The sequence below is a fragment of the Jiella sp. M17.18 genome (assembly GCF_041027365.1).
Taxonomy (GTDB): Bacteria; Pseudomonadota; Alphaproteobacteria; order Rhizobiales; family Rhizobiaceae; genus VKMB-3413.
This window is the reverse complement of sequence record NZ_JBFTEH010000005.1, coordinates 208,285-224,381: the sequence shown is the minus strand read 5'-3', so window position 1 is coordinate 224,381 and position 16,097 is coordinate 208,285. Positions and strand designations below refer to the sequence as shown.

Here is a 16,097-nt window from a genome sequence, read left to right as displayed (position 1 = left end):
TAGGTGCCTAACGATTCATCACTCCGCTGAGCTAGGAGCGAGCGCCGCAAGCCCGCCGCACAGGCCGCCTTCCTCGTCACGCCCGGGATTCTCGCCCCGCCGCTGCCTCTGGCACGGCGCTTGCTCCGTCTGTTTCGCCCCGCCGCAGAGCGGGCGGAACCCGACTGGAGAGAGCGTATGAGATCATCCATGAAGTGGCTGCAGGGCATGGCGGCCGCCGCGCTGATCGGCACGGTTGGCATCGGCAGCGCCAACGCGCAGCAGTTCAAGGGCGAGCCGATTAAGGTCGGCATCCTGCATTCCCTGTCCGGCACCATGGCGATCTCCGAGACGACGCTCAAGGACGCCATGCTGATGCTCATCGACGAGCAGAACAAGAAGGGTGGCCTGCTCGGCCACAAGCTCGAGCCCGTCGTCGTCGACCCGGCGTCCGACTGGCCGCTGTTCGCCGAAAAGGCGCGCGAGCTGATCAGCCAGGACAAGGTCGCGGCCGTCTTCGGCTGCTGGACCTCGGTGTCGCGCAAATCCGTGCTGCCGGTGTTCAAGGAGCTCGACTCGATCCTCTTCTACCCCGTCCAGTACGAGGGCGAGGAATCCGAGCGCAACGTCTTCTATACCGGCGCCGCGCCGAACCAGCAGGCGATCCCGGCGGTCGACTACCTGATGAACGAGGGCGTCAAGCGCTGGGTGCTGGAAGGCACCGACTACGTCTATCCGCGCACCACGAACAAGATCCTCGAGGCCTATCTGAAGTCCAAGGGCGTTCCGGCCGAGGACATCAAGGTCAACTACACGCCGTTCGGCTTCTCCGACTGGCAGACCGAGGTCTCGGCGATCAAGGACTTCGGCTCGGCCGGCAAGAAGACCGCGGTGGTCTCGACCGTCAACGGCGACGCCAACGTCCCGTTCTACAAGGAACTCGCCAACCAGGGCATCTCGGCCGAGGACATTCCGGTCGTCGCCTTCTCGGTGGGGGAGGAAGAACTCGCCGGCATCGACACCAAGCCGCTGGTCGGCCATCTCGCCGCCTGGAACTACTTCGAGTCGATCGACACGCCCGCGAACGACGACTTCATCCAGAAGTGGCACAAGTTCATCGGCAACGACAAGCGCGTCACCAACGATCCGATGGAGGCCCACTACATCGGCTTCAACATGTGGGTGAAGGCGGTCGAGAAGGCCGGCACCACCGATCCGGACAAGGTGATCGACGCGATGGTCGGCGTCACCGTGCCGAACCTGACTGGCGGCTACTCCGCCATGATGCCGAACCACCACATCACCAAGCCGGTGTTCATCGGCGAGATCCAGGACGACGGCCAGTTCCAGGTCGTCTGGCAGACCCCCGGCCTCGTTCCGGGCGACGCCTGGTCCGACTATCTGCCGGAGTCGAAGCCGCTCATCTCGGACTGGCGGGCACCCCTGTCCTGCGGCAACTTCAACACGAAGACCGGCAAATGCGGCGGCGCTGGCGAGAAGGCCGCGGCCGCCAAGTAAGCCTCGCTGTCCTCCCAGGCGAGACTTGCGCAGCGGGGCGGCCGGCGCCGCCCCGCTCACCTTCGAATGAGGCTGGTCCCCGACGGTTCGGGGCACGACAGAACAGGCAAGACGGCATGACCAGATCGGTGCGGCCCATCCTGGCCCTGATCCTGGCGCTCCTGGCGTTCCCGCTCGCCGCCCATGCGCAGGCGCAGGACCCGGCGGCGCTCGTCCAGAGCTTCGGCGGCAAGAAGAGTTTCGACGACACCGAGGCGACGGTGAAGGCGCTGGCCGCGACCGGCGACCCGAAGGTCGCCCGCGCGCTGAACGCGCTCTCCGACGGCGATCTCGTCTACCGCAAGGCCGACGGCAAGGTCTTCATCGGCAAGGGCCGCGGCACGATGGAGCTGTTCGACCCGATGACCGGCGACAAGGTCGGCGAGGCGACCTCCAGCGATTTCGCCAAGGTTCGCGTCAAGAATTCCATCCGCAGCGCCGTCACCGACGCGCTCGGCACGCTGACGCTGCGATCGCCCGATCCGGCCAAGCGCCGTTCCGCCGCGGACACCCTGTTCTCCACGGTGACGCCGGCGCAGATCGGCATGCTCGACGCTGCGATCAAGGCCGAGACCGACGCGGCGATCCGGCAGCGGCTGCAGGAGGCGCGTGCCGCGGCGGTGCTGAAATCCGACCGACCGGCAGCCGACAAGATCGCGGCGGTGAAGACGCTTTCGGCGAAGGCGGACCGCGAGACGCTGGCGATGGTCGGCGGCCTCGCTGCCTCCAGCAAGGATCCGGCGGTGATCAAGGCGGCAGAGACCGCGAGCGCCTCAATCCGGCAGACGATCGCGATGTGGGACGTCCTGCAGAACGTCTGGTACGGCCTGTCCCTCGGCTCGGTGCTGCTGCTGGCCGCGATCGGCCTCGCCATCACCTTCGGCGTCATGGGCGTCATCAACATGGCGCATGGCGAGATGGTGATGCTCGGCGCCTACACTACCTTCTTCGTGCAGGAGACGATCCGCCACCAGATGCCCGGCCTGTTCGGCTGGTCGCTGGCGATCGCCCTGCCGCTCGCATTCCTGGTCTCGGCCGTGGTCGGCCTGATCATGGAGCGCGGCATCATCCGCTTCCTCTACGGCCGGCCGCTGGAGACGCTGCTCGCGACCTTCGGCGTGTCCCTGATCCTGCAGCAGGCGGTGCGCACCATCTTCGGGCCCTCCAACCGGCAGGTCGGCAATCCGGACTGGATGTCCGGCGCCTTCGACGTCGGGTTGATGTCGGTGACGTGGAACCGGCTGTGGATCATCGTCTTCGCGCTGATCGTCTTCGCCGCGCTCCTTCTCGTCCTCAACCGGACGCCGCTCGGCCTGCAGATGCGCGCCGTCACCCAGAACCGCAAGATGGCCGCGGCGATGGGCATCCGCACCCCCTGGGTGGACGCCATGACCTTCGCGCTGGGCTCCGGCATTGCCGGGATCGCCGGCGTCGCGCTCAGCCAGATCGACAACGTCTCGCCCAATCTCGGCCAGGGCTACATCATCGACTCATTCATGGTCGTCGTCTTCGGCGGGGTCGGCAATCTCTGGGGGACGTTCGTCGGGGCGATGACGCTCGGCGTCGTCAACAAGTTCCTTGAGCCCTATGCCGGCGCCGTCCTCGGCAAGATCGTCGTGCTCGTGCTGATCATCCTGTTCATCCAGAAGCGGCCGCGCGGGCTGTTCGCGCAAAAGGGAAGGTTCGTGGACGCATGATCCTTCTGAAGTTCCTGGGGGCGCGGGTCTGGATCCTGGTCGCGGCGCTGCTCGCCGCGGCGGTGCTCGTGCCGATGGCCAATCTCTGGCTGCCGCCGGCGAGCCCGTTCCACGTTCCGTCCTATCTCGTGCCGCTGCTCGGCAAGTATGTCTGCTACGCGCTGCTCGCGCTCGCGCTCGACCTCGTCTGGGGCTATGTCGGCATCCTGTCGCTCGGCCACGGCGCCTTCTTCGCCCTCGGCGGCTACGCCATGGGCATGTATCTGATGCGCCAGATCGGCTCCCGCGGCGTCTACGGCAATCCGGTCCTGCCGGACTTCATGGTCTTCCTGAACTGGAAGGCGCTGCCGTGGTACTGGCACGGCTTCGGAGAGTTCTGGTTCGCGGCGCTGATGGTCCTGCTGGTGCCGGGCCTGCTCGGCTTCGTCTTCGGCTTCTTCGCCTTCCGCTCCCGCGTGACGGGCGTCTACCTGTCGATCATCACCCAGGCGATGACCTATGCGCTGCTGCTCGCCTTCTTCCGCAACGACATGGGGTTCGGCGGCAATAACGGCCTGACCGACTTCAAGGACATCCTCGGCTTCCCGATCCAGGCGGATACGACCCGGGCCGGCCTGTTCGCGGCGAGCTGCATCGCGCTCACCCTCGGCGTCCTTCTCGTCGGCTGGATCACCCGCTCCAAGCTCGGCAAGCTGATGGTCGCGGTGCGCGACGCCGAGAGCCGCACGCGCTTCATCGGCTGGCGGCCGGAATATGTGAAGCTGTTCGCCTTCACCGTTTCGGCGGTGATGGCGGGGATCGCCGGCGCGCTCTACGTGCCGCAGGTCGGCATCATCAATCCCGGCGAGTTCGCGCCGGTCAACTCGATCGAGATCGTCGTCTGGGCGGCGGTCGGGGGCCGGGGCACGCTGCTCGGGCCGGTGATCGGGGCGCTGCTCGTCAACTACGGCAAGAGCGTCTTCACGGGGCTCGCGCCCGAATACTGGCTGTTCGTCCTCGGCGCCCTGTTCGTCTTCGTCACGCTGATCCTGCCGCGCGGCATCGTCGGCACGATCGACCACGGCTGGAACGCGTGGCGGCAGAGGCGGCGCGCGGCAGCGCGCGAGGCCGGCGAGGCGGTGGACGACGATCCCGCCGCCGTGCCGAATCCGGCGGAGTAGCACCATGGAAAACACGTCCGCACCGGCGTCCGATGTCGAAGAGGGGGAAGGCCTGCGCGAGCCGGCGGAAGCCTTTCTGCGCGAAGCGGAGCTGCCGCCGCCGTCCGCGGTGTGGCCGCGGGCCGCCGGTGCCGACGCTGCCGCGCCGGCCGTCGCCGAAACGAACCCGCCGGCCGGGGAGATCGACGCGAGCCTGGCTGCGGAGCCGATCCTCGTCTCGCCGCATCCCTACGCCACCGAACGCGCGCGGCTGCTGGCGGCGCAATCGACCGGCCGGGCGCGCCGCGACACGCTGCTCTATCTCGACGGCGTCACCAAGAGCTTCGACGGCTTCAAGGCGATCAACAACCTTTCGCTGGTGATCGAGAAGGGCGAGATGCGGGCGATCATCGGCCCCAACGGTGCCGGCAAGACCACCATGATGGACATCATCACCGGCAAGACGCGGCCGGACAAAGGCGACGTCTACTTCAACGGCGACATCGACCTTACCGCTCACGACGAACCGGCGATCGCCTCGATGGGCATCGGGCGCAAGTTCCAGAAGCCGACGGTCTTCGAGAGCCATACGGTGGAGGACAACATCCGCCTGTCGCTCGCCGGCTCGCGCTCGGTTCTGGGGGCGCTGTTCCATCGCAAGGACGAGGCCGAGCGCCGGCGGATCGAGGCGATCCTCGAGACGACGCGGCTGATGGCGAAGCGGCGGGCGCACGCCGCGAACCTCTCCCACGGCCAGAAGCAGTGGCTGGAAATCGGCATGCTGCTGGCGCAGGATCCCGAGCTCCTGCTCGTCGACGAGCCGGTCGCCGGCATGACCGATGCCGAGACCGAGGAGACCGCGCGGCTCCTGCGCGAAATTGCCGAGACGCGCTCGGTCGTCGTCGTCGAGCACGACATGCACTTCGTCCGTGCGCTGGGGGTGAAGGTCACCTGCCTGCACGAGGGCTCGGTGCTGGCGGAAGGCCCGCTCGACCAGGTTTCGGCGGACCCGAAGGTGATCGAGGTGTATCTGGGACGATGATGGTTGCTGCTTCCATGACGCCGGGCGGTCGCCTCCGCCGCAGCTTCGTCATCGGCGGGCTGGTCGCTGGCGCTTCCGAACAACGAGAAAAGCCTTTTCGAGAACTCGGTCCGCAAGGGAGGTCGGCTATGCCGGGGCGAAGGAACGACAGGCGCACACTCCGACGCCTCGTCATTCTCGGGCCCCGTCCCGGGAATCCAGAGATCGTCGGGCGCTATTGGTCTGCAGCGCAGGGGGCGGAAGCAGCCAATGCAGCGGCAACCGCCTCTGGATCCTCGGGACGGGGCCCGAGGATGACGACCGTGGGAGGCGCGTCTCCATGCTGACCGTCTCCAACGTCGATCTCTACTATGGCGCGGCGCAGGCGCTGCGGAAGGTCTCGCTCGCTGCCAACAAGGGCGAGATCACCTGCGTTCTCGGACGCAACGGCGTCGGCAAGACCTCGCTCCTGCGCGCCATCGTCGGCCAGCAGCCGATCCGGGGCGGCGCGATCAGCCTCGACGGGCACGATCTCGGGCGCGAGGCATCCTATACCCGCGCCCGGCGCGGCATCGGCTTCGTGCCGCAGGGCCGCGAGATCTTCCCGCTGCTGACGGTCCGGGAGAACCTCCAAACCGGCTTTGCCCCGGTCAAGGCGTCCGACCGGTCGATCCCCGACCATGTCTACGAGCTGTTCCCGGTCCTGAAGGACATGCTCGGCCGGCGCGGCGGCGATCTGTCCGGCGGCCAGCAGCAGCAACTCGCCATCGGCCGCGCGCTGGTGACCCGGCCGCAGCTGCTCGTGCTCGACGAGCCGACGGAGGGCATCCAACCCTCGATCATCAAGGACATCGGCCGCGCGATCCGCTTCCTGAAGGAGAATTCCGGCCTCGCGATCCTCCTCGTCGAGCAGTATCTCGACTTCTGCCGGGAGCTCGCCGACAAGGTCTACATCATGGACCGCGGCGAGATCGTCTTCGAGGGTCCGGCCGAAGGGCTGGACGACCCGGCGGTGCGCAAGCACCTGACCGTCTAGGCGACGCCGAAGCCCGGGGCGCCGTCAGGGGCCGCACCGGTTCGGCGGGCGCGATGCGGCCGCGCTCCTGCGGATGCTGCGCTGCACGCTGGAATGGTGGCGGTGCAAAAGATCGCTTCTCCCTTGCGTTTCGTTCCCGCGCGGTTAGCTTTTCCGGGACAACGACGCGAACGGGCCATGGCGCCGCTCCGACGATCGAGCGTTCCCGCGTGAACCCGTTCCACCGGTCTTCGAAGACCTCGGGAGGAAACGGAATGACCCTTCGAAACTGCCTTCTGGCCGTTGCCGCCGCCAGCCTGCTCGCCGGACCGGCTTACGCCGTGCAGCTGTCGATCGTGTCCGGCTCGGTCGGCACCGATATCCAGGAACTGCGCGGCCAGCTCGACGAGTACGAAAAGCAGTCCGGCAACACGGTGAAGATCGTCGAGATGCCGGCCTCGACCACCGACCAGTTCGGCCAGTACCGGCTGTGGCTGTCCGCCGGCAATTCCGACATCGACGTCTATCGGACCGACGTGATCTGGGCCCCGCAGCTGGCGGCCGACTTCGTCGACCTGTCGCAGGCGATGAAGGACGAGATCCCCAAGCAGATCCCGTCGATCATCCAGTCGCAGACGGTGAACGGCAAGCTCGTCGCCTTCCCGATGTATACCGACGCTCCGGCGCTCTACTATCGCAAGGACCTGCTCGACAAATACGGCATGAAGCCGCCGAAGACCTGGGCCGAACTGACCGAGACGGCGAAGACGATCCAGGACAAGGAGCGGGCCGCCGGCAACAAGCAGATGAACGGTTTCGTCTTCCAGGGCGCGCCCTATGAGGGGCTGACCTGCGACGCGCTGGAATGGGTGGCGAGCCACGGCGGCGGCCAGATCGTCGCGCCGAACGGCGACATCACCATCAACAATCCGAAGGCGGTCGCGGCGCTGGAGCAGGCCAAGGGCTGGATCGGCACGATCGCGCCGGAAGGCGTGCTCGCCTACAAGGAGGAGGAGTCGCGCGGCGTCTGGCAGACCGGCAATGCCGTCTTCATGCGCAACTGGCCCTATGCCTATCCGCTCGGCGAAGGCAAGGATTCGGCCGTCGCCGGCAAGTTCGCCGTCGAGCCGCTGCCGGCCGGCAAGGACGGCAAGTCCGCCGCCTGCCTCGGCGGCTGGAACCTTGCCGTCTCGAAATACTCAAAGCACCAGAAGGAGGCGATCGACCTCGTCAAGTTCCTGACGTCGGAGAAGGCGGAGAAGGAACGGGCGCTGGGTGCCGCGCGCCTGCCGACCATTCCGTCGCTCTATTCCGACCCCGACATCGTCAAGCGGCAGCCGATCGTCGCCAAGTGGAAGGATGTCGTCGCCGGTGCCGTTCCGCGGCCCTCGGCCCCGACCAAGAAGCAGTACAACGAGGTCTCGAAGGACTTCTGGACCGCCGTCAACGAGACGCTGGCCGGCCGCGGGTCCGCCAAGGAGAACCTGACGAAGCTCGATCATCAGCTGCGCCGTCTGAAGCGGGGCGGCTGGGAATGACGGCAGCCGCCTGACGCGCGCCGCATCCATCGGCGCGCGGGCACGGAACAAGGACACGCCGGCCGGGGAGGAGACCGATGGCGAATGTCTCGCTGGGCGCGCCGCCCACCGACAAGGCGATCGCGGCCGAGGAACGGGGCGCGGCGCTGAAGTCCGACCTGTCGCGCCAGCGGCTGCGCGCCGCCTGGCTGTTCCTCGCGCCGATGCTCCTCGTCCTGGCGCTCGTCGCCGGCTGGCCGCTCCTGAAGACCATCTGGTATTCCTTCACCGACGCCAGCCTCTCCGACCTCGCCAATGCCAAGTTCGTTGGCATCCGCAACTACTGGGAATATGTCGACTACGGCGACGGCACCGGCGAGCATTTCGGCCTGTTCTTCGATTCCGGCTGGTGGAACGCGGTCTGGAACACCGTCTACTATGCGGTGATCTCGGTCTCGATCGAGACGGTGCTCGGCCTCGTCTTCGCGCTGGTGCTGAACGCCGAGTTCGTCGGCCGCGGCTTCGTGCGCGCGGCGGTGCTGATCCCCTGGGCGATCCCGACCATCGTCTCGGCCAAGATGTGGGCCTGGATGATGAACGACCAGTTCGGCATCCTCAACGACATGCTGATGTCGATCGGGCTGATCTCCGCGCCGATCGCCTGGACCGCCAATCCGGATACCGCGATGTGGGCGGTGATCATCGTCGACGTCTGGAAGACGACGCCCTTCATGGCGCTCCTCATCCTCGCCGGGCTGCAGATGGTGCCGGGCGACGTCTACGAGGCGGCGAAAATCGACGGCGTGCATCCGGTGAAGGTGTTCTTCAAGGTGACGCTGCCGCTGATCCGCCCGGCGATCCTCGTCGCGGTGATCTTCCGGGCGCTCGACGCGCTGCGCGTCTTCGACCTGATCTACGTGCTGACGCCGAACAACTCGCAGACCAAGTCGATGTCGGTCTTCGCGCAGGAGAATCTCTTCCAGTTCGACAAGTTCGCCTACGGCTCGGCCGCCTCGACCTTCCTGTTCCTGGTGATCGCGCTGATCACGCTGTTCTACATCAAGGTCGCCCGGCTCGACCTCGGCGGCCGGGGGACGTGAGCCATGCCGATCCTCGTCAAGCGCACCGGCTTCTACGCCCTCGTCGTCCTGATCGTCCTGTTCTCGATCTTCCCGTTCTACTACGCGATCCTGACCAGCCTGAAATCCGGCACGGCACTCTTCGAAGTGACCTATCTGCCGACGAGCCTTTCCCTCGCCAACTACCGGGACGTCCTCACCAACGGCGTGTTTCCGACGAACATCCTCAACTCGGTGATCGTCGCGGTGGTGGTCGTCGCGATCTCGCTGTTCCTGGCGGTCACCGCCGCCTATGCGCTGTCGCGCATCAACTTCGCCGGCCGCGGCCTCCTGCTGCTGACGATCCTGGCGGTCTCGATGTTCCCGCAGATTGCCGTCTTGGCCGGCCTGTTCGAGATGGTCCGGGCCGCGGGGCTCTACAACACGCTGTTCTCGCTGATCTTCGCCTACATGATCTTCACCCTGCCGTTCACCGTCTGGGTGCTGACCACCTTCATGCGCGACCTGCCGGTGGAGATCGAGGAGGCGGCGATCGTTGACGGGGCGTCGCCCTTCGTCATCGTGATGCGGGTGTTCCTGCCGCTGATGTGGCCGGCGCTGGTGACCACCGGCCTGCTCGCCTTCATCGCCGCCTGGAACGAGTTTCTGTTCGCGCTGACCTTCGTCTCCAACAATTCGACCCGCACGGTGCCGGTCGCCATCGCGCTGCTCTCCGGCGCTTCGGAGCAGGAAATCCCCTGGGGCACGATCATGGCGGCCTCGGTGATCGTCACCGTTCCCCTGATCGTCCTCGTCCTCATATTCCAGCGCAAGATCATCTCCGGCCTGACCGCCGGCGGCGTGAAGGGATGAGCCCGATGGAGCGGACGGACGCGGAACCGGTGGCGGGCGCTCGGCGCGAGGCGGCCGAATGGTGGCGCGGCGGCGTCATCTACCAGATCTATCCGCGCTCCTTCCAGGATTCCAACGGCGACGGCATCGGCGATCTCGCCGGGATCACGTCGCGGCTGCCCCATGTCGCCTCCCTCGGCGTCGACGCCATCTGGCTGTCGCCCTTCATGCCCTCGCCGATGAAGGACTTCGGCTACGACATCTCCGACTATCGCGGCGTCGACCCGATCTTCGGCACGCTGTCCGATTTCGACGCGCTCGTCGCGGAGGCTCATCGCCTCGGCCTGAAGGTGATCATCGACCAGGTCCTGTCGCACACGTCGGACAAGCACCCCTGGTTCGTCGAAAGCCGCTCAAGCCGCGACAACGGGCGGGCCGACTGGTACGTCTGGGCCGATCCGAAGCCGGACGGCACGCCGCCGAACAATTGGCTGTCGGTCTTCGGCGCCTCGTCCTGGGAGTGGGACTCCCGCCGCCGGCAGTACTACCTCCACAACTTCCTGACCTCGCAGCCGGACCTCAACTTCCACAATCCGGCGGTGCGCGAGGCGCTGCTCGCCGACGTCCGTTTCTGGCTGGACCGCGGCGTCGACGGCTTCCGGCTCGACACGGCGAACTTCTATTTCCACGATGCCGCGCTGGCCGACAATCCGCCGCTCGATCCGGCCTTGCAGTCGGAGGTGATGGCCTCGCGCAACCAGCCCTACAACTGGCAGGACCATCTCCACGACAAGAACCGGCCGGAGGTGCCGGTCTTCCTGGGCGAACTGAGGGCGCTGCTCGACGAATACGGCGCGATGGCGGTCGGCGAGGTGGGCGAGCGCATCCGCGGCGTCGAACTGATGGCGGAATACACGACGGGCGGCGACCGGCTGCAGATGTGCTACGCCTTCGACTTCCTCTCCGGCCGGATGCCGGCAGCTGCCGCGATCCGCGGCATCCTCGAACGCTTCGAGGCCAAGGCCTCCGACGGCTGGGCCTGCTGGGCCTTCTCGAACCACGATGTCGAACGCCATGCGACGCGCTGGGCCGGCGGACGCGACGAGGTCGAGCGCATCCTGCGTCTCGCGGCCGGCATCCTGCTCACCATCCGGGGCTCGGTCTGCCTCTATCAGGGCGAGGAACTCGGGCTGACCGAAGCCGACATCGCCTATGAGGATCTCGTCGATCCCTACGGCATCAATTTCTGGCCCGAGGTCAAAGGTCGCGACGGCGCCCGCACGCCGATGGTGTGGGAGGCCGGCGCGCCGCAGGGCGGCTTCACCACCGCACGGCCCTGGCTGCCGGTGCCGGCCGAACATCTCGCCCGAGCGGTCGACCGCCAGGAGGCCGATCCGGACTCGCTCCTGCATTTCTACCGCGCCTTCCTACGCTTTCGCCGCGCTCATCCGGCGCTGGTGGCGGGCACGATCGCCTTTCTCGATGCGGGACCGGATGTCCTCGCCTTCGTGCGGGAGGGCGCCGGCGAGCGCATCCTCTGCGCCTTCAACCTGTCCGAGGCCGAAGCCGCGCTCGACATCGGCGCCGACCGTCCGGTGCCGCTCGAAGGCCACGGCTTCTCCGGCCAGCTGGATGGAGGCCGGGTGATCCTGCCGGCGCATGACGGGTTCGTCGCAATGCTGTGAGGACGAAAGGCGAAGGGAGGAGAGAATGGCCGAACTCAAACTGACCGGGGTCCGCAAGTCCTATGGACAGGCGGAGGTCCTGCACGGCATCGACCTTGCCATCGGGGCCGGCGAATTCGTGGTGTTCGTCGGCCCGTCCGGCTGCGGCAAGTCCACCCTGTTGCGGGTCATCGCGGGCCTCGAGGACATCACCGGCGGCACGCTCGAGATCGGCGGAAAGGTGGTCAACGCGATGACGCCGAAGGAGCGGGGCATCGCCATGGTCTTCCAGTCCTACGCGCTCTATCCGCACATGACGGTCTACGAGAACATGGCCTTCGGCCTGACGCTGGAGAAGGGGAAGGGCAAAGAGGAGATCGACGCCAAGGTGTGCGAGGCGGCGCGCATCCTGCAGATCGAGCCCTATCTCGACCGCCTGCCCAAGGCGCTCTCCGGCGGCCAGCGCCAGCGCGTCGCGATCGGCCGCGCGATCACCCGCGACCCCCGCGTCTTCCTGTTCGACGAGCCGCTCTCCAACCTGGACGCGGCGCTGCGCGTGCAGACGCGGATCGAGATCGCCCGCCTGCACGAGAAGATGGCCGGCACGACGATGATCTACGTCACCCACGACCAGGTCGAGGCGATGACGCTCGCCGACCGCATCGTCGTCCTCAACAAGGGCTATGTGGAGCAGGTCGGAACGCCGATGCAGCTCTACAAGAACCCGGACAATCTCTTCGTCGCGAAGTTCCTGGGTTCGCCGGCGATGAACGTCCTGCCGGCCGAGATCGGCCGCGCCGGAGAGACGACGACCGTCCTGCCGGAGGGCGGCGGCCGGATCACCCTGCCGATCGCGTCTCCGGGGACTCTCGAGGGACGTTCGGCCCATCTCGGCATCCGGCCCGAGGATCTGACGATCGCGCAGGCCGGGGATGCGCCGTTTCGCGGGGCGGTCACGCTCACCGAGTCGCTCGGCGAGGTGACCCTGATCTATGTCGACATCGGCCGGCCCGACGAGCCCTTCGTCGCCAAGCTTCCCGGCGAGGTGCAGATCGCGCGCGGCACGGTCGTCTCGCTTGACGCCAGTCCCGAGGCGATGCGGCTGTTCGACGAGGAGGGCCGCGCCGTCAGATCCCGGGCCCGCCGCGCCGCCGCCTGAGGCGGCCCGGCAAAGGCCGCTTCGTCAGAACACGCTGGCGCCGTTGTCGGCGGTGCCGACAGAGGCGCGGAAGGTCGCGAAGAGTTCGCGGCCCATGCCGAAGTCGTTGCCGGACAGGTCCGGCGTCGCGGGCGTCCGCGTGGCGAGCTTCGCTGGCTCGACCAGCAGCTGCAGCGTCCCCATCTCGCCGTCGACGCGGATCATGTCGCCGTCCTCGACGAGCGCGATCGGGCCGCCAGCCTTGGCCTCGGGCGTGACGTGGATCGCCGCCGGCACCTTGCCGGAGGCACCCGACATCCGCCCGTCAGTGACCAGCGCCACCTTGTGGCCGCGGTCCTGCAGGACGCCGAGCAGCGGCGTCAGCTTGTGCAGCTCCGGCATGCCGTTCGACTGCGGCCCCTGGAAGCGCACGACGGCGATGAAGTCGCGGTCGAGCTCACCGGCGTCGAAGGCGACCTTCAGCTGGTTCTGGTCGTGGAACACCTTGGCCGGTGCCTCGACGACGCGGCGCTCCGGCTTCACCGCGGAGACCTTGATCACCGCCTTGCCGAGATTGCCGTTCAGCATCCTCAGGCCGCCATTCGTCGAGAACGGCTTGTCAGTCGTCGTCAGCACCTTCGGATCGCCGCTTTCGGCCGGGGCGTTCTCGCGCACCACGGTCTGGCCGTCGGCGCCGAGCCGCGCCTCGATCGTATAGGCTCGCAGGCCCGTGCCCCAGGCGGTGCGCACGTCCTCGTGGAGGAGGCCGCGATCGAGCAGCTCGCGAATGAGGAAGCCCATGCCGCCGGCGGCGTGGAAGTGGTTCACGTCGGCGAGGCCGTTCGGATAGACGCGGGCGAGCAGCGGCGTGACGTCGGAGAGGTCCGAGATGTCCTGCCAGGTCAGCTTGATGCCGGCGGCCGCCGCGATCGCCACGAGATGCATGGTGTGGTTGGTCGAGCCGCCGGTGGCATGCAGGCCGACGACGCCGTTGACCACCGCCCGCTCGTCGACGACGAGGCCGACGGGTGTGTACTCGTTGCCGAGCGCGGTGATCGACAGGGCGCGCTTGGCGGCTTCCCTGGTCAGCGCGTCGCGCAGCGGCGTGTTCGGGTTGACGAAGGACGAGCCCGGCGTGTGGAGGCCCATGATCTCCATCAGCATCTGGTTGGAGTTCGCCGTGCCGTAGAAGGTGCAGGTGCCGGGGCCGTGATAGGACTGCGATTCCGACTTCAGAAGCTCGTCGCGGCCGACCTTGCCCTCGGCATAGAGCTGGCGGATGCGGCTCTTCTCGTCGTTCGGCAGGCCCGAGGTCATCGGCCCGCCGGGGATGAAGATCGCCGGCAGATGGCCGAAGGTCAGAGCCGCGATGGCAAGACCCGGAACGATCTTGTCGCAGATGCCGAGATAGACGGCCGCGTCGAACATGTCGTGGCTGAGCCCGACGGCGGCGGCCATGGCGATGACGTCGCGCGAGAACAGCGACAGCTCCATGCCGTCCTGCCCCTGCGTGACGCCGTCGCACATCGCGGGAACGCCCGAGGCCACCTGCGCGGTGCCGCCGACCTCCCGCGCCGCCTGCCGGATCATCTCCGGGAAGCGCTCATAGGGCTGATGCGCCGAGAGCATGTCGTTATAGGCGGTGATGATGCCGAGATTGGGCGTCACGTCGCCCGACAGCCGCTCCTTGTCGAGCGGCCCGCAGGCGGCGAAGCCGTGGGCGAGGTTGCCGCAGGTGAGCGTCGAGCGCTTCGGCCCCTCGGCGCCCTTCGCGCGGATGCGCGCCAGATAGGGCTCGCGGGTGGCGGCCGAGCGTTCGCGGATGCGATCGGTGATCTCTTCGATGCGGCGGTCGGCGGTCATCGGTTTCAACCTTTTCCAGCGAAGAGCAGGAGCCTCAATCGGGCTCGTGCCAGGTGCGCCCGTCGCGCTCGATCAGCGCGATCGACGAGGAGGGTCCCCAGGTGCCGGCGGTGTAGCCCTGCGCCCTGACGTTCCGCTCGTCCCAGGCCTTCAGGATCGGGTCGATCCACTCCCAGGCGGCCTCGACCTCGTCGCGGCGCATGAACAGGGTCTGGTTGCCGCGGATGACGTCCATCAGAAGCCGCTCGTAGGCGTCCGGATTGCGGGTGCGGAAGGATTCGGCGAAGGTCATGTCCAGCGGCACGTGGCGCAGGCGCATGCCGCCGGGACCCGGGTCCTTGATCATCAGCCACTGCTTCACGCCCTCGTCCGGCTGCAGCCGCATCACCAGCTGGTTCTGCTGGACGTTGCCGGCGGCCATGCCCGCGAAGATGTTGTGCGGGATCGGGCGGAAGGTGACGACGATCTCCGACATGCGCTCGGACAGGCGCTTGCCGGTCCTCAGGTAGAACGGCACGCCGGCCCAGCGCCAGTTGGCGATCTCGGCCTTGATGGCGACGAAGGTCTCGGTGTCGCTGCCGCCATTGCCGAGATCGTCGGAATAGCTCTTCACCGCGGCGCCCCCGGATGCGCCGGCCTTGTACTGGCCGCGCACGGTGACATTCTCGACATTGGTCCCGTCGATGCGCTTGAGGGCGCGCAGCACCTTCAGCTTCTCGTCGCGCAGCGCGTCGGCGTCCATGGCCGAGGGCGGCTCCAGGGCGACGAGGCACATCAGCTGGGCGATGTGATTCTGCACCATGTCGCGCAGCGCGCCCGCCTTGTCGTAATAGCCGGCGCGGCCTTCCAGGCCGACCTCCTCGGCGACGGTGATCTGGACATGGTCGATATGGGTGGAGTTCCAGACCGGCTCGTACAGCGCATTGGCAAAGCGCAGCGCCATCAGGTTCTGCACCGTCTCCTTGCCGAGATAGTGGTCGATGCGGAAGACCTGATCCTCGTCGAAATACCGGCCGATCCGCTCGTTCAGCGCCTTCGCCGAGGCGAGATCACGCCCCACCGGCTTTTCCACCACCAGACGGGAATTCGGCGTCGACAGGCCCTTTTCGCTGATCCGGCTGGCGATCTCGCCGAACAGCGCCGGGCCGACGGCCAGATAGAACGCCCGGATCCGGTCCTGGCCGGCCTCGTCGAGCAGCGCCCGCAGCTCGTCCCAGCCGCCGTCCGCCATCGCGTCGATCTGCCGGTAGTAGAGGCGCTGCAGGAAGCGGTCGAGCGAGACCTCGTGCAGGTCCTCCGGCTTGACGTGCTTCACCAGCGCTTCGCGCGCGAAGCCGCGATATTCCTCGTCGGAGATCTGGCTGCGCGAGGCGCCGATGATGCGCGCCTCTGGCGGGATCTGCCCGTCATGGTCGCGATGGTACAGCGCCGGCAGCAGCTTTCGCTCGGCAAGATCGCCGTTGCCCCCGAAGACGATGTAGTCGAAGGGCTCGACGGGAATGATCTGGCTGGACATCGCTCGCCTTCCAATCGCTTGGCCCCGGGCTTCTCCGGAGTCCGCCGCTCATAGTCTAATCGATTGAATTATTCCAGAGGC

12 protein-coding genes are annotated in these 16,097 nt (G+C 67.3%); 10 read left to right on the top strand and 2 right to left on the bottom strand.

The window, feature by feature from the left end; genetic code table 11:
- The first annotated feature begins 177 nt into the window (after positions 1–177).
- From urtA to AB5S17_RS11720, 10 genes are all read left to right on the top strand, one after another.
- Positions 178–1,497 carry an urea ABC transporter substrate-binding protein gene (gene urtA, locus AB5S17_RS11765; protein ID WP_369239489.1) on the top strand — a complete coding sequence of 440 codons (1,320 nt, stop codon included), beginning with the start codon at positions 178–180 and terminating at the stop codon, positions 1,495–1,497.
- A gap of 116 nt (positions 1,498–1,613) precedes the next feature.
- Positions 1,614–3,233: an urea ABC transporter permease subunit UrtB gene (gene urtB / locus AB5S17_RS11760; RefSeq protein ID WP_369239488.1), complete on the top strand. Its 1,620-nt coding sequence runs from the start codon at positions 1,614–1,616 to the stop codon at positions 3,231–3,233.
- Positions 3,230–4,393, top strand: coding sequence for an urea ABC transporter permease subunit UrtC (gene urtC, locus AB5S17_RS11755; RefSeq protein ID WP_369239486.1), 1,164 nt, complete (start codon positions 3,230–3,232; stop codon positions 4,391–4,393). Before urtB ends, urtC begins: the two co-directional genes overlap by 4 nt.
- A 253-nt stretch (positions 4,394–4,646) precedes the next feature.
- Entirely contained in the window at positions 4,647–5,414 is a 768-nt protein-coding gene (gene urtD / locus AB5S17_RS11750; protein WP_369239736.1) for an urea ABC transporter ATP-binding protein UrtD, read from the top strand.
- A 319-nt stretch (positions 5,415–5,733) separates the two neighbouring features.
- Positions 5,734–6,429, top strand: coding sequence for an urea ABC transporter ATP-binding subunit UrtE (urtE, locus tag AB5S17_RS11745; protein WP_369239484.1), 696 nt, complete (start codon positions 5,734–5,736; stop codon positions 6,427–6,429).
- 254 nt (positions 6,430–6,683) lie between these two features.
- The gene (locus AB5S17_RS11740; RefSeq protein WP_369239482.1) at positions 6,684–7,946 is read left to right on the top strand and encodes an ABC transporter substrate-binding protein; all 1,263 of its coding nucleotides are present in this window, start codon (positions 6,684–6,686) and stop codon (positions 7,944–7,946) included.
- Between the two features lie 77 nt (positions 7,947–8,023).
- On the top strand, positions 8,024–9,025 hold the full coding sequence (locus AB5S17_RS11735; RefSeq protein ID WP_369239480.1) for a carbohydrate ABC transporter permease: 1,002 nt from the start codon (positions 8,024–8,026) through the stop codon (positions 9,023–9,025).
- Between the two features lie 3 nt (positions 9,026–9,028).
- A complete protein-coding gene (locus tag AB5S17_RS11730) occupies positions 9,029–9,856 on the top strand; it encodes a carbohydrate ABC transporter permease (RefSeq protein ID WP_369239478.1) in 828 nt (275 codons plus the stop codon).
- A gap of 5 nt (positions 9,857–9,861) precedes the next feature.
- Positions 9,862–11,520 (top strand): alpha-glucosidase family protein, encoded by a 1,659-nt coding sequence (locus AB5S17_RS11725; RefSeq protein ID WP_369239476.1) that lies wholly within the window; start codon positions 9,862–9,864, stop codon positions 11,518–11,520.
- 25 nt (positions 11,521–11,545) lie between these two features.
- Positions 11,546–12,658: an ABC transporter ATP-binding protein gene (locus tag AB5S17_RS11720; protein WP_369239474.1), complete on the top strand. Its 1,113-nt coding sequence runs from the start codon at positions 11,546–11,548 to the stop codon at positions 12,656–12,658.
- A 24-nt stretch (positions 12,659–12,682) separates the two neighbouring features.
- Here the strand turns inward: AB5S17_RS11720 and edd are convergent, their stop codons facing one another.
- A complete protein-coding gene (gene edd / locus AB5S17_RS11715) occupies positions 12,683–14,500 on the bottom strand; it encodes a phosphogluconate dehydratase (RefSeq protein ID WP_369239472.1) in 1,818 nt (605 codons plus the stop codon).
- Between the two features lie 34 nt (positions 14,501–14,534).
- A complete protein-coding gene (zwf, locus tag AB5S17_RS11710) occupies positions 14,535–16,016 on the bottom strand; it encodes a glucose-6-phosphate dehydrogenase (RefSeq protein ID WP_369239470.1) in 1,482 nt (493 codons plus the stop codon).
- Positions 16,017–16,097: the final 81 nt, after the last annotated feature.

Coding starts and splice junctions, on each gene's coding strand:
- edd (WP_369239472.1), bottom strand. CDS start 14,500: ATGACCGCCGACCGCCGCATCGAAGAGATCACCGATCGCATCCGCGAA.
- AB5S17_RS11735 (WP_369239480.1), top strand. CDS start 8,024: ATGGCGAATGTCTCGCTGGGCGCGCCGCCCACCGACAAGGCGATCGCG.
- AB5S17_RS11725 (WP_369239476.1), top strand. CDS start 9,862: ATGGAGCGGACGGACGCGGAACCGGTGGCGGGCGCTCGGCGCGAGGCG.
- urtE (WP_369239484.1), top strand. CDS start 5,734: ATGCTGACCGTCTCCAACGTCGATCTCTACTATGGCGCGGCGCAGGCG.
- urtC (WP_369239486.1), top strand. CDS start 3,230: ATGATCCTTCTGAAGTTCCTGGGGGCGCGGGTCTGGATCCTGGTCGCG.
- AB5S17_RS11740 (WP_369239482.1), top strand. CDS start 6,684: ATGACCCTTCGAAACTGCCTTCTGGCCGTTGCCGCCGCCAGCCTGCTC.
- urtA (WP_369239489.1), top strand. CDS start 178: ATGAGATCATCCATGAAGTGGCTGCAGGGCATGGCGGCCGCCGCGCTG.
- zwf (WP_369239470.1), bottom strand. CDS start 16,016: ATGTCCAGCCAGATCATTCCCGTCGAGCCCTTCGACTACATCGTCTTC.
- AB5S17_RS11720 (WP_369239474.1), top strand. CDS start 11,546: ATGGCCGAACTCAAACTGACCGGGGTCCGCAAGTCCTATGGACAGGCG.
- urtB (WP_369239488.1), top strand. CDS start 1,614: ATGACCAGATCGGTGCGGCCCATCCTGGCCCTGATCCTGGCGCTCCTG.
- AB5S17_RS11730 (WP_369239478.1), top strand. CDS start 9,029: ATGCCGATCCTCGTCAAGCGCACCGGCTTCTACGCCCTCGTCGTCCTG.